Here is a 13,530-nt window from a genome sequence, read left to right on the forward strand (position 1 = left end):
CCCCTGACCCCGCTGACCGAGAAGATCGGCCCCCTGTCCTCGACCGGCGGCATCCTGCTGACCGTGGCGGCGACGGCAGCCCTCTATTTCGGCCGCGACATCCTGATCCCGTTCTCGCTGGCGCTGCTGATCAGCTTCGCCACCGCCCCGGTGGTGCTGCAGCTGCGCAAGCTGGGGCTGCCGCGCACCGTGGCCGTGCTGCTGGTGATCGTCGCCCTGTCGATCACGGCGACGGTGTTCCTGGTGCTGGTCGCCAGCCAGGCGATCGACCTGGCCGGCAACCTGCCGCAGTACCAGAGCAACCTCGAGGCGAAGATCCAGTCGATCAAGGAGGTCGCCCCCGGCGGCGGGCTGATCGACCGGCTGATGGCCATGGTGGCGCGCCTGTCGGAGGAAGCCACCGAGCGCGCCACCCTGGCGCCGATGGGGGCGGCTGGAGGACAGGGCAAGCCGCTCCCGGTGCAGCTGGTGCCGCCGGCGCTGACCCCGCTGCAGCTGGCCTGGGAGGTCGGCGCGCCGCTGATCGAGCCTTTCGCCATCATCGGCGTGGTGCTGGTCTTCTCCGTCTTCATGCTGCTGGAGCGGGAGGACCTGCGGAACCGGCTGATCTGGCTGCTCGGCGCGCAGGACCTGACCCGCGCGACCGCCGCCATGGACGATGCGGCGCAGCGGCTGAGCCGCTTCCTGCTGGCCCAGGCGGTGCTGAACTTCGGCTATGGCACGGCCTTCGGCATCGGCCTGTGGGTCATCGGCGTGCCCAACCCGGTGCTGTGGGGCCTGCTGGCCGCGGTGCTGCGCTTCATCCCGCTGGTCGGGACCATCGCCGCCGCGACGCTGCCGACCATCCTGGCCTTCGCCGTCGACCCCGGCTGGCTGATGCCGCTGGAGACAATCGCCCTGTTCGTGGTGCTGGACCTGATCACGGTCAATGTCGGCGAGCCGCTGCTGTATGGCGGCAGCACCGGGCTGTCGCCCTTCGCGGTGCTGTTCGCCACCATCTTCTGGCTGACCCTGTGGGGCATCCCCGGGCTGCTTCTGGCGGTGCCGCTGACGGTGTGCCTGGCCGTGCTGGGCCGGCACGTGCCGCAATTCGGCTTCCTGGACGTGATGCTGGGCAGCACCCCGGCGCTGGCGCCGGAGGCGCATTTCTACCAGCGCATCCTGGCCGGCGACCCGCTGGAGGCGTCGGAGCTGGCGGAGCGCGGGCTGCAGGGCCAGCCGCGCCAGGCGCTGTTCGAAGGCACGATCCTGCCGGCCATCCACATGGCCCAGGCCGACCGGCAGCGCGGCGCGCTGGACGGATCGCAGCGGGCTGCCGTCTGGGGCGCCATCCTGGCTGCGGTGGCGGATCTGGACGAGGACGAGCCGGAGGCGCCTCCCACCGTGCTGTGCCTCGGCGCGCGGGACGAGCTGGACCAGGCGGCCGCGCTGATGACCGGCCAGCTGCTGGCCGAGCAGGGCATCGCCTGCGCCTATGCCGAGCGCGGCGGCGCGGCGCCGGAGGCGGTCACCGTCCCGGTGGTGATGGTGGCCCATGCCGGCAGCGTCACCGGGCACCAGCTGGGCCGGCTGGCGCGGCGGCTGCGCCGGCGCATCGGGCCGGACGCGATGCTGGTGGTGGGGCTGCTGGGCCCGCGGGAGCAGGCCGAGGAGATGCCGGATGGGCTGGGGGCCCATACGGTCGTCGTCCGCGGTTTCGCCGCCATCCTCGCGGCGGTGGCGCAATGGGCACCGGTGTCGGCCGGGAATGGCGGCGATAAGGGAACCGAGAGCGAGGCGATGCCGGAGCCGCCCGGCATCGCCGTAGCCTGATATCAGTGGTCTGAACTATTAAACCGTCATGGCGAGCCCCGAAGGGGCGTGGCCATCCAGGGCCGCTCGCACCGGCCCCTGGATGGCCACGTCGCTGCGCTCCTCGCCATGACGGCAAGGGAAATGGAGCGCCCGATCCCTAAGACCCGAAGCAGAAGCCTCAGGCCTCCTTCTTCTGGCGCTCGATCTTCTTGCGCTCGTTCGGGTCCAGCACGGTCTTGCGCAGGCGGACCGTCTTCGGCGTGACCTCGACCAGCTCGTCGTCGTTGATGTAGGTCAGCGCCCGCTCCAGCGTCATCTGGATCGGCGGAGTCAGGCGCACCGCCTCGTCCTTGCTGGTGGTGCGGATGTTGGTGAGTTGCTTGCCCTTCAGGACATTGACCTCGAGGTCGTTGCCGCGGGTGTGCTCGCCGATGATCATGCCCTGGTAGACCCTGGCCTGCGGCTCGATCAGCATCGGGCCGCGGTCCTCCAGGTTCCACAGGGCATAGGCCACGGCCTCGCCCTGGGCGTTGGAGATCAGCACGCCGGTGTGCCGCGAGGCGATCGCGCCCTTGTGCGGGGCGTAGTCGTGGAAGATCCGGTTGATCACGCCGGTACCGCGGGTGTCGGTCAGGAACTCGCCCTGGTAGCCGATCAGGCCGCGGGTCGGCACCAGCATCACCAGGCGCTGCTTGCCGCCGCCGGACGGCCGCATCTCCAGGAGCTCGCCCTTGCGCTCGGACAGCTTCTGCACGACGACGCCGGAATGCTCCTCGTCGACGTCGATCGTCACTTCCTCGATCGGCTCCAGCACCCCGCCGGACTCGTCCTTCTGGAACACCACGCGCGGCCGGCTGATCGACAGCTCGAAGCCCTCGCGGCGCATGGTCTCGATCAGGATGCCGAGCTGCAGCTCGCCGCGGCCGGCGACCTCGAAGGCATCCTTCTCGAGCGTCTCGGTGATCTTCAGCGCGACATTGCCCTCGGCCTCGCGCAGCAGCCGGGCGCGGATGACGCGGCTGGTGACCTTGTCGCCCTCGGTGCCCGCCAGCGGGCTGTCATTGACCGAGAAGGTCATGGCGATGGTCGGCGGGTCGATCGGCTGGGCCGACAGCGCCTCGGTCACCGCCGGGTCGCAGATGGTGTCGGCGACGGTCGCCGTCTCCAGCCCGGCGATGGCGACGATGTCGCCGGCCTCGCCCGACTCGATCGGCTGGCGCTCGATGCCGCGGAAGGCCAGGACCCGGCTGATGCGGCCGGTCTCGATGGTCTCGCCGGCGCGCGACAGCGCCTTGACCGTCTGGTTTGGCTTGACCGAGCCGGACAGGATGCGCCCGGTCAGCACGCGGCCGAGATAGGGGTTCGCCTCGACCGTGGTGGCCAGCATGCGGAACGGCGCGTCGGCCTCGACCTTCGGCGCCGGCACGTGCTTCACGACCAGGTCGAACAGCGGCGCCATGTCGGTCCGCTCCGCCTCCAGGCTCTCCGCCGCCCAGCCCTGCTTGGCCGAGGAGAACAGGGTCGGGAAGTCGAGTTGCTCGTCATTGGCGTCGAGCGCCGCGAACAGGTCGAACACCTCGTCATGCACCTGGTGCGGGCGGGCGTCCGGCCGGTCGCATTTGTTGACCAGCACGATCGGCCGCAGGCCCAGCTTCAGCGCCTTGCCGGTGACGAACTTGGTCTGCGGCAGCGGGCCCTCGGCCGCGTCCACCAGCACCACCACGCCGTCGACCATGTTCAGGATGCGCTCGACCTCGCCGCCGAAATCGGCGTGGCCCGGCGTGTCGACGATGTTGATGCGGACATCCTTCCACACCAGCGAGGTGCACTTGGCCAGGATGGTGATGCCGCGCTCGCGCTCGAGGTCGTTCGAGTCCATCACCCGCTCGGCGACCTGTTGGTTCTCGCGGAAGGCCCCCGACTGGCGCAACAGCACGTCGATGAGGGTGGTCTTGCCATGATCGACATGGGCGATGATGGCGATGTTCCGGATATCCATGGTCCGTCCAAGCGGCGGGAGGGCGGGAAGCGTTCACGCAAAACAAAGGACGGCGGACGGGTCGCCTTACGCAACGCCCCAGCCGCCGTTGCGGCGCAATATAGGCAGATCGGCGCCGAGTGCAAGTCGGGTGCAGCAAATCGTTGACAAATCGAGAGAATATTTAAGGCAACGAAATCCTGTCAGTATGTGTTCCCATCAATGCGGCAACCGAGGCGCGAGCGGCGGGCAGCATGCGAGCGCGGCGAAGGGGGACTGGGGATTGCGGGCAAGACTGGGCAGAATTGGGTGGCTCGGCCTCCTCGCGGCATTGGTTCCTACGGCCGCCCTGCTGGCCCAGGACGAGGCGCCGGCCACCGATGGCGACGCGGCGACCGAGGCGGCGCCGCTGCCCGACGCGCTGCCCTATGCGGCGACGCTGGAGCCGATTCCGGACGAGAACGCGACCGCGGCGCTGACCGGCGCCTCGAACCTGCTGAAGCTGCAGTCCAGCCCGCCCTCCGGCCCGGTCGGGCTGGTGCGCCGGGCGCTGGCCGATCGTGACCGGCTGTACGGCGCGCTGGGGGCCCTGTCCTATTACGGCGGCCAGGTGCACATCACCGTCGACGGCATGGACCTGGACGATGCCGGGCTGATCGACCGGCTGACGGCCCGGCAGAGCAAGGACCCGGTCAAGGTCTCGATCAAGATCGACCTCGGCCCCAGCTACAAGTTCAAGACCGTCCGCCTGACCGACATGCAGGGGTCGGACCAGTTGCCGCTGGTGATCGACCGCAAGCCGCTGGGCCTCGACCCCGGCAAGCCGGCGCTGTCGGGGACGATCCTGAGCGCCGAGGGCGCGATGGTGTCGCAGATGAACGACCAGGGCTATCCCCTGGCCAAGGTGCCGTCACGCGACGCGGTGGTCGACCATGCCGACCAGACCATGGACCTGACCGAGATGCTGGACCCGGGCCCCAAGGCCGGCTTCGGCCCGGTGACGGTGGAAGGCGAGGAGGATGTCCGGGAGAGCTTCATCCAGAGCCGGGTGCCCTTCGTGGTCGGCCAGCTCTACTCGCCGCAGCAGGTCCAGGATCTGCGCAAGGACCTGGCCGACCTCGGCGTGTTCAGCAGCGTCCGCGTCACCACCGCCGACCAGGTCGACGCCCAGGGCAACGTGCCGGTGACGATCGCGGTGCAGGAGCGGCCGGCGCGCTTCATCGGCTTCGGCGCGAAATACGAGACCAATTACGGCGCCGGGGTGAACGCCTATTGGGGCCATCGCAACCTGTGGGGCGGGGCCGAGCAGCTGCGAATCGACGGCGAGGTCAGTGGCCTCGGCTACAACAACGCCACCGAGCCGAACTTCAAGTTCGGCGTCAGCCTGAAGGTGCCCGGCTTCCTCGACCGCAACACCACCCTCGATGCCAAGGCCGAGGCGGTGCGCGAGGTGCTGGACGCCTACACCAGCACCCGCGGCCTGGTGCAGGGCATCGCGACCTACAAATACACCAAGCAGATCGACCTGCTGGCGGGGCTCAGCTTCGAGACCGGCCATGTCGAGAACGACCAGGGCGAATGGGACTACACCTTCGTCGGCATCCCGCTGGGCGCCAAGATCGACACCACCGACAACCTGCTGAACCCGACCAAGGGCTACCGGGCGCAGCTATCCTTCACCCCCTATCCCAGCTTCCTCGGCTCCTCGGTCGACATGATCGTGACCAAGGCGCTGGGGTCGGCCTATCTCGACCTGTCCGGCGGCGACGGCGACATCATCCTGGCCGGGCAGCTGGGCATCAGCAGCATCGCCGGGCCGGACATCGCCGACGTGCCGCCCGACAAGCGGCTCTATGCCGGCGGCGGCGGCACCGTCCGCGGCTACAAGTACCAGAGCATCGGCCCGCTGGATAAGAACGACAACCCGACCGGGGGCCTGAGCTCGATCATCGGCAGCCTGGAGCTGCGCTACAAGATCACCGATTCGATCGGCATCGTGCCGTTCTTCGACGCCGGCGGCGTCTATGAGAAGAGCGTCCCGGACTTCGGCAGCGACATCCAGTACGCCGCCGGCCTCGGCGCCCGCTATTACACCGGCATCGGACCGATCCGCGCCGACGTCGCCATCCCGCTGAACAAGCGCAAGAGCGACGACAGCTTCCAGCTCTACATCAGCATCGGGCAGGCCTTCTGATGCGCGCGCTCAGGATCCTTCTGATCATCCTCGCCGTCGTGATCGGCCTGCCGATAGCACTGCTGCTGATCGTCTTCGCCGCGGCGCAGACCGGCCCGGGCAAGCGCCTGATCGCCGACCAGGCGGGCAGCCTGGCCAGCTCACCCGAGATGCAGGTCTCGGTCGGCGCGATCGAGGGCTTCGTGCCCTTCGACATGACCGTGCGCGACGTCGCCGTCTCCGACGCCGCGGGCAAGATGATCGCCGTCGACTGGGCCCGCCTGGCCTGGAGCCCGTCGGCGCTGCTGCGCCGCACCCTGCGGGTCGACGCGGTCGAGGCCGGCACGGTAACGGTCGACCGCCTGCCCGCCGGCGGCGCCGAGCCCGAGCCGCAGCCCAGCTCCGGCAGCTTCTCGCTGCCGCGGCTGCCGGTCGACATCCGGCTGGACCGGCTGAATGTCGAGAAGATCGCCATCGGCCCGGCCGTGGCCGGCATGGCGGCGACGCTGAGCGTGGCCGGCGATGCCCAGCTCGGCGACCCGTCGCAGGGGCTGTCGGCCGACATCTCCGTCCACCGGCTGGACGGCGCGGCCGGCGACATCACCGCCCGGCTGGCCTTCATCCCGACGACCGAGCAGCTCGATGTCGGCGTGTCGGTGCAGGAGCCGCCGGGCGGCGTCATCGCCACCATGGCCCAGTTCCCGGGGCGGCCGCCGGTCGACCTGACGCTGAACGGCACCGGCACGCTGTCGGACTTCCACGCCACCCTCGCCGGCAAGGTCGGCGACCTCGGCGGGGTCGACGGCCAGGTCCGGATCGCGCCCGCCAACGGCAGCCGGCGCCTGACGGTCGATCTCAACGCCGATGCCGCCAGGCTGGTCCCGGCCGGGATCGCCGCCCTGGTGCAGGGCCGGACGACGCTGAAGGCCGATGCCGACATAGCCGATGCCGGCCCGATCACCATCCGGCAGTTCGACGCCGCGGCGGCGGCCGGCAGCGTCTCGGTGACCGGCAGCCTGAACCCGGTCGGCAACCAGCTGGACCTCGCCTACAAGCTGCAGGCCGGCGCCGCCGCCGGCTTCGCCACGCTGCTGCCGCCGGGCACCGGCTGGGAGTCGCTGGCCGTGGATGGCACCGCCAAGGGCGCGCTGGACGCGCCCGTGGTGGCGGCCGCGATCCGCGGCGCCGGGCTGCGCCAGGCCCCCTATGGCGCCGGCACGCTGGCGGTCGACCTGACGGCGACGCCGCAGGGCAAGATCTCCGACCCCGAGGCGCCGATCGGGCTGCGCGTCACCGCCTCCGCCAGCGGCCTCACGCTCGGCGACCCGCAGCTGGAGGCCGCGGCCGGGCACAGCCTGCAGCTCAGCCTTGACGGCAGCGGCACCCAGTCGGGCAAGGTCGTGATCGACCGGCTGGAGACCCGGCTGGACAATGCCGTGCTGACCGCGGACGGCCAGGGCGACGCCATGGCGCCGTCCGGCGCCGGCACCCTGCACCTGACCGCGGCCGATCTCAGCCGCTTCTCCGGCCTCGTCGGCCAGCCGATCTCCGGCAACCTCGACCTGACGGTGAAGCCGTCGCTGGCCGCGGACGGCGCCGCCACACTGGACTGGGACGGCACCATCGGCGAGGCGAATGTCGAAGCCACGCCCGCCGCCGCGGTGCTGGGGCAGCGAACCACGCTGAACGGACGGGTGGAGCGCGACACCGGCGGCAAGATCACCGTCTCCCAGATCAGCGTGAAGGGCGAGAAGGCCTCGCTCGACGCCTCCGGCTCGCTGGATGGCGAGGCGATCGAGGGCCAGATCAAGGCCGCGCTCGGCTCGCTCGCCGCGGTGTCGCCCGGCGTCGAGGGCGCGGTGTCGCTCGACACCACCCTGTCCGGCAGCGTCGGGGCGCTCGGCGTCAAGGGCCAGGTGGTGGCCGAGGGGGTGAAGACCGCCGGCCATGCGGTCGAGCGCCTGAAGGTCGATCTCGACGCCGCGGGCCTGCCCTCCGCCCCCACCGGCACGGTCAAGCTGGCCGGCACGGTCGACGGCAAGCCGGCCACCGGCAACATCGTGCTGGGGCAGAAGCCGGATGGCGGCATCGATGTCAGCACGCTGGTGCTGGACGTCGCCGGCATCAAGGCCGACGGCAACGCCGCGGTGGCGGCGGACGGCAAGCCGGTCGGCGGCACCGTCCGCCTGGCCGTCGCCGATCTCGGCGTCGTCGGCGCCTTCATCGGCCAGGCGCTGCGCGGCCAGCTCGACGCCACCCTGTCGCTCGACCCCGCCGCCGGCGCCAAGATCGACCTGACCGCCCGGCGCGTCGCCTACGCCGACACCGCCCAGCTCGGCGAGATCCGGCTGACCGGCACGGTGCTGGACCCGATGGCCGACGGCCGGCGGATCCAGGACGGCCGGCTGCTGGTGACCAACGCCACCGCCAGCGGCACCCCGATCAGCCGGGCCGAGCTCACCGCTGACGGCACGATGCAGCAGCTGGCGCTGAAGCTGCAGGCCGCGACCGGCTACGGCACCGCCGACATGGCTGCGGATATCGGCCTGAACGGCGACGAGACCGTGGTCGGGCTGAAGAGCCTGGCGGTGCGCCAGTCCGGCCAGTCGATCACCCTGTCGAAGCCGGCCACCATCCGCGCCGGCGCTGCGGGCGTAGACCTCGGCACGATCGACCTTGCGGTCAGCGGCGGCGGCAGCCTCAGCCTGTCGGGCAAGGCCGGTGACGCGCTGGACCTGCGGGCCCGCATCGCCCGGCTGCCGCTCGGCCTGGCGTCGATCGCCAGCCCCGACCTGCAGCTGCAGGGGCAGCTGAACGGCGACGCCACCATCACCGGCAGCGCCGCCGACCCGGGCGGCAAGTTCTCGCTGAAGGTGTCCGGCGCCAAGATGGGCGGCATCGACACCGCCGGCCTGCCCGCGATCGACGCCACCGCCGACGGCACGCTGGGCGGCCAGCGCCTCAACGTCACCAGCCGGGTCACGGCCGGACGTGCCCGGCTGGACCTGCAGGCGGCGGTGCCGCTGGGCGGCGGGCCGCTCTCGGCCACGGCCAAGGGCCAGGTCGAGCTGGCGATGTTCAACGATTTCCTGGCCGCCGGCGCCGACCGCGTCGGCGGTCCGCTGTCGCTCGACATCAAGGTCGAAGGCACGCCGGACAAGCCCCAGGCCTCCGGCACCGTGACCCTGCGCAACGGCAGCTACCAGAACTCGGAATACGGCGTCCGGCTGCAGAACATCGACGCCACCATCACCGGCGCCGGCGACAGCTTCCGGCTGAGCAGCCTGTCGGCCAAGACGCCCGGCGGCGGCACCATCACCGGCAGCGGCAGCGTCACCCTGGGCGCCAATGGCAGCCTGCCGGTCGATGTCCGGATCCAGACCAGCAATGCGCTGCTGGTCTCCAGCGAGCTCGCCACCGTCCATGCCGACAGCGACCTGGCCATGTCGGGCGACCTGTCGGCCGATTCGCAGCTCAAGGGCTCGGTCAAGCTGCGCCAGGCGATCATCCAGATCCCGGACAGCTTCCCGGTCTCGGTCACGCCGATCCAGGTGCGCCAGGTCAACGCGCCGCCGGAGATCGCGGCCCGGCTGAAGGCGCAGCAGCCCCCGCCGGCCCGCCCGGCCCCGAAGCCGATCGCGAACCAGCCGCAGAAGCCGCCGTCGCAGACCGCGCTCGACATCACCGTCGAGGCGCCGAACCAGCTCTATGTCCGCGGCCAGGGCATCGACGCCGAGATGCAGGGCCAGATCCACATCGTCGGCACCACCTCGACCCCCGACATCCAGGGCGGCTTCGAGATGCGGCGCGGCGCGATCTCGAAATTCGGCCAGCGGCTGGATTTCGAGCGCGGCCGCATCACCTTCGACGGCGGTGCGGTGAGCGATCCGCGGCTGGACTTCCTGGCCTCCTCGGAGCGCGCCGGCGATGTCACCCCCCATATCGCGATCGGCGGCTATGCCTCGAAGCCGGAGCTGACGCTCAGCTCGACGCCCGAGCTGCCGCAGGACGAGGTGCTGTCGCGCCTGCTGTTCGGTCAGGCCACCAGCCAGCTGAGCCCGGTCCAGGCGATCCAGCTCGCCCAGGCCGCGGCGGAGCTGTCGGGGGTCGGCGGCGGCTCGGGCGGTGGGATGCTCGGCGGCATCCAGCAATCGCTCGGCCTCGACCAGCTCGATTTCGGCACCGACTCGTCGGGCGGCACGTCGGTCGGCGCCGGGCGCTATATCACCAAGGGCGTCCGCGTCGGCGTGGAACAGGGCATCGATGCCGGCAGCACCCGGGCCACGGTCACCATCGACGTGACCAACAACATCAAGGGCAAGGCCGAGGCCGGCGGCGACAGCGGCGGCGCGGTCGGGGTCACCATGGAATGGGACTACTGACGCGGCGGGCGCGACTCTTCGCCGCAACTCTGAGTTGCGGAATCTGCAACTCAGGGTGCCGTTTCGGCGCCGCGAGTGGGAAAAATTGCCGGAACAGCCCATTCTGGTCCGGAGACAGGCCGAGCGTATAAACCAGAAGTTGCATAAAATTTGATTCTTTTTTTAGCAAATTCATCTGTTATATTCATCTGACTTGTGCGAAATGTTCTTTCTTGGCACGCATCCTTTTCAATCCCCAGACAGGTCCAAGCGGAAGGGACGACGCAGATGGCGCTTGAGAAAGCCCCGATGCCGAGGGGTGTGAACCAGCGGTTCGACGACAATCCCTGCGAGACGATCTACGCCGAGGACGCCACCCGGATCATGGAGCAGCGCTGGTACAGGCGATTCAGCGACGGCGAGGCCGGTTATGTCCTGCACCGCGACGGGGCGCCGGCGCGCGTCGAGTATCATGAGAACGGCGCGGTGCGCCGCGAGGACTGGTTCCAGGCCGGGCGCTATCATCAGACCGGCAAGCCGGCGGTGACCGTCTATCACCCGGACGGCTCGCCCAAATTCGAATGGTGGTTCCTGGCCGACGAGGCGCATCGCGACGACGGGCCGGCCTATATCCATTACGGCCGCGACGGCAGCCGGCTGGAGCGCTGGTACCGGCACAACCATCGCCACCGCACCAACGGCCCGGCCGTGGTCGAACGCGACAGGGACGGCGCCGTGGTGAAGGCAGAGTGGTGGCTGGGCGGCAAGGAGATCACCGCCGCGGCGGAGGCGTTCCTGGCCGAGACCGGGACCCGCTGGCCGTTCGACGCCAGGTCCGAGGCCCGCTTCCTGGAGCAGGCGCTGCGCCGCGCCGCCTGACCCCGGCCGTCAGCCCGCGGCCCTCCGTTTCGGCACGGCACCCGCCATCTCGGACAGGTCCTCCGGCGGGATCGCCACGGCGCCCTCCGGCAGATGCTGGCGCAGGAACTCGGCCAGCATCTCGATCTCGCTGCGGCGCGCCGCCCCGCGGCGCCACACCAGCCCGATCCGCCGCGACGGCTGCGGCGCGTCGAACGGCCTGAGCGCGATGTCGCCATCGGCCACGGTCGGCGCAGTGCAGGCCAGGGCCGGCAGCAGGGTGATGCCGATCCGCCCCGCCACCATCTCGCGCAGCGTCGACAGGCTGGTGGCGCCGAACGCATCCTCCTGCGTCCGCGCCGCGCTGCGACACACCTCCAGCGCCTGGTCGCGCAGGCAATGCCCGTCCTCCAGCAGCAGCAGATGCTCATCCGCCAGGTCGGCCGGCGCCACCCGGTTGGCCCGCGCCAGCCGGTGCCCGGTGGGCACGGCCAGCAGGAAGGGCTCGTCGAACACCGGCAGCGAATCGAGCTTCGAGTCCTCCACGGGCAGGGCCAGCAGCGCCGCCTCCAGCTCGCCGCGGCGCAGCCGCTCGACCAGCCGGTCGGTCAGGTCCTCGCGCAGATAGAGGCGCAGGTCCGGGTAGGTGCGGCGCAGCGTGCGCATCAATCGCGGCAGCAGATACGGGCCGAGCGTCGGGATCACACCCAGCCGGAAGTCACCGGCCAGCGGCGCCGCCTGGTCGCGCGCGGCCAGCAGCAGGTCCTGCGTCTCGGCCAGGATCCGCCGCGCCCGGGCGACCACCGCCTCGCCCAGCGGGGTCAGGATGATGCGCCGCTTCGACCGCTCGAACAGCGGCCCGCCCAGCATCTCCTCCAGCGCCTGGACCTGGGCGCTGAGCGAGGGCTGGCTGACATGGCAGGCGGCGGCGGCCCGGCCGAAATGCCGCGTGTCGGCGACCGCGACGACATAGCGGAGTTGCCGCAGGGTGATCGGCTGATTCATAGGACGAACCTATCATAATCCTCGGAACAATCGATTGGATTGTGGGAATCCGGACTGCTATGTGATTGCTGCACTGCGGCACCAACTGCTGTTGCGCCGCACACAAAACCCAACGAACGCAAGATCCCACGGAGCCTCTCGATGCCCATGCTGACCATTGGCGACACCTTCCCGGATTTCTCGCTCCAGGCGGTCGTCTCGACCAATCCGAAGGACGCCTTCACGCCGATCGACCGCGCCGCCAGCAAGGGCAAGTGGAAGATCGTGTTCTTCTGGCCGAAGGACTTCACCTTCGTCTGCCCGACCGAGATCGCGGCGTTCGGCAAGCTGGCCGGCGACTTCCATGACCGCGACGCGCTGGTCTATGGCGTCTCGACCGACAGCGAGTTCGTGCACCTGGCCTGGCGCCAGAACCACGCCGACCTGAAGGAGCTGCCGATCCCGATGCTGGCCGACATCCGCAAGGATCTCAGCCGCGAGCTCGGCATCCTCGAGAAGAGCGAGGAAGTCTGCCTGCGCGCCACCTTCATCGTCGACCCGGACAACATCATCCGCTTCGTCTCGGTCAACGACATGTCGGTCGGCCGCAACCCGCACGAGGTTCTGCGCGTCCTCGACGCCCTGCAGACCGACGAGCTGTGCCCCTGCAACTGGCAGAAGGGCGAGGAGACCCTGCAGGCCGCCTGATCCGGCGCCCCGTCCCTCTCCGGCCGGCCCCCAGCGGGCCGGCCACCGTTCTGTCCAAGTCCCGCCGGAGCCCCCATGTCGATCGACACGCTGAAGGCCAGCCTTCCCGACTACGCCAAGGATCTGAAGCTCAACCTGTCCTCGGTCCTGACCCCGCCCGGCGTGACCGCCCAGCAGATCTGGGGCTCGGCCCTGGCCAGCGCCCTGGCCTCGCGCAACGCCACCGTGATCAAGGCGATCGCGGCCGAGGCGGCGCAGCACCTGTCGCCCGAGGCGCAGGGCGCCGCCAAGACCGCGGCGGCGATCATGGGCATGAACAACATCTATTACCGCTTCACCCATCTGGTGTCCGAGAAGGACTACGCGGCCATGCCGGCCCGGCTGCGCATGAACGCGATCGCCAACCCCGGCATCGACCAGGTGGATTTCGAGCTGTATTCGCTGGCGGTGTCGGCGATCAACGGCTGCGGCATGTGCATGGACAGCCATGAGCAGGTCGTCGCCAAGAAGGGCGTCGGCAAGGACGTGGTCCAGGCCGTGATCCGCATCGCCGCGGTGATCCACGCCGTGGCCGCCACCCTGGACGCCGAGGAGAAGCTGGCCGCCTAGAGCCCGTTTGGGGCTCTGACGGCCCTGCCCTTCCGGACAGATGCGAGGCCCGCCCCGGTGGCGGG

General features: G+C 70.3%; 8 protein-coding genes. 6 read left to right on the forward strand and 2 right to left on the reverse strand.

From position 1 onward, the window contains the following. The coding region (locus BWR60_RS16420) for an AI-2E family transporter (RefSeq protein ID WP_088152101.1) at positions 1 to 1,812 on the forward strand (1,812 nt) is incomplete at its 5' end. A gap of 160 nt (positions 1,813 to 1,972) precedes the next feature. Here the strand turns inward: BWR60_RS16420 and typA are convergent. Next, positions 1,973 to 3,793, reverse strand: a complete 1,821-nt coding sequence (gene typA / locus BWR60_RS16425; protein WP_088152102.1) for a translational GTPase TypA — start codon at positions 3,791 to 3,793, stop codon at positions 1,973 to 1,975. Between the two features lie 310 nt (positions 3,794 to 4,103). Here typA and BWR60_RS16430 point away from each other — a divergent pair, with 310 nt between their 5' ends. The 3 genes from BWR60_RS16430 (at position 4,104) to BWR60_RS16440 (ending at position 11,185) form a co-directional block, all read left to right on the forward strand. Beyond that, the gene (locus BWR60_RS16430; protein WP_179221796.1) at positions 4,104 to 5,966 is read left to right on the forward strand and encodes an autotransporter assembly complex protein TamA; all 1,863 of its coding nucleotides are present in this window, start codon (positions 4,104 to 4,106) and stop codon (positions 5,964 to 5,966) included. Beyond that, complete coding sequence (locus BWR60_RS16435; protein ID WP_088152104.1) at positions 5,966 to 10,327, forward strand: translocation/assembly module TamB domain-containing protein; 4,362 nt, start codon at positions 5,966 to 5,968, stop codon at positions 10,325 to 10,327. Before BWR60_RS16430 ends, BWR60_RS16435 begins: the two co-directional genes overlap by 1 nt. Before the next feature lie 267 nt (positions 10,328 to 10,594). After that, complete coding sequence (locus BWR60_RS16440) at positions 10,595 to 11,185, forward strand: hypothetical protein (RefSeq protein ID WP_144445641.1); 591 nt, start codon at positions 10,595 to 10,597, stop codon at positions 11,183 to 11,185. Between the two features lie 9 nt (positions 11,186 to 11,194). Here BWR60_RS16440 and BWR60_RS16445 read toward each other — a convergent pair whose 3' ends face one another. Continuing rightward, positions 11,195 to 12,169, reverse strand: a complete 975-nt coding sequence (locus BWR60_RS16445; protein WP_088152106.1) for a LysR substrate-binding domain-containing protein — start codon at positions 12,167 to 12,169, stop codon at positions 11,195 to 11,197. Between the two features lie 141 nt (positions 12,170 to 12,310). Between BWR60_RS16445 and BWR60_RS16450 the strand changes: the two genes are divergently transcribed. Both BWR60_RS16450 and BWR60_RS16455 read left to right on the forward strand, forming a co-directional pair. Continuing rightward, positions 12,311 to 12,856 (forward strand): peroxiredoxin, encoded by a 546-nt coding sequence (locus tag BWR60_RS16450; protein ID WP_179221797.1) that lies wholly within the window; start codon positions 12,311 to 12,313, stop codon positions 12,854 to 12,856. 75 nt (positions 12,857 to 12,931) lie between these two features. Further along, complete coding sequence (locus BWR60_RS16455; protein ID WP_088152107.1) at positions 12,932 to 13,465, forward strand: carboxymuconolactone decarboxylase family protein; 534 nt, start codon at positions 12,932 to 12,934, stop codon at positions 13,463 to 13,465. Positions 13,466 to 13,530: the final 65 nt, after the last annotated feature.

Source organism: Inquilinus limosus, from assembly GCF_002195995.1.
GTDB lineage: Bacteria > Pseudomonadota > Alphaproteobacteria > DSM-16000 > Inquilinaceae > Inquilinus > Inquilinus limosus_C.

What these genes read in the sequence shown, in the direction of transcription:
- typA (WP_088152102.1), bottom strand. Translation starts at nt 3,793, where the DNA reads ATGGATATCCGGAACATCGCCATCATCGCCCATGTCGATCATGGCAAG.
- BWR60_RS16435 (WP_088152104.1), top strand. Translation starts at nt 5,966, where the DNA reads ATGCGCGCGCTCAGGATCCTTCTGATCATCCTCGCCGTCGTGATCGGC.
- BWR60_RS16440 (WP_144445641.1), top strand. Translation starts at nt 10,595, where the DNA reads ATGGCGCTTGAGAAAGCCCCGATGCCGAGGGGTGTGAACCAGCGGTTC.
- BWR60_RS16445 (WP_088152106.1), bottom strand. Translation starts at nt 12,169, where the DNA reads ATGAATCAGCCGATCACCCTGCGGCAACTCCGCTATGTCGTCGCGGTC.
- BWR60_RS16450 (WP_179221797.1), top strand. Translation starts at nt 12,311, where the DNA reads ATGCCCATGCTGACCATTGGCGACACCTTCCCGGATTTCTCGCTCCAG.
- BWR60_RS16455 (WP_088152107.1), top strand. Translation starts at nt 12,932, where the DNA reads ATGTCGATCGACACGCTGAAGGCCAGCCTTCCCGACTACGCCAAGGAT.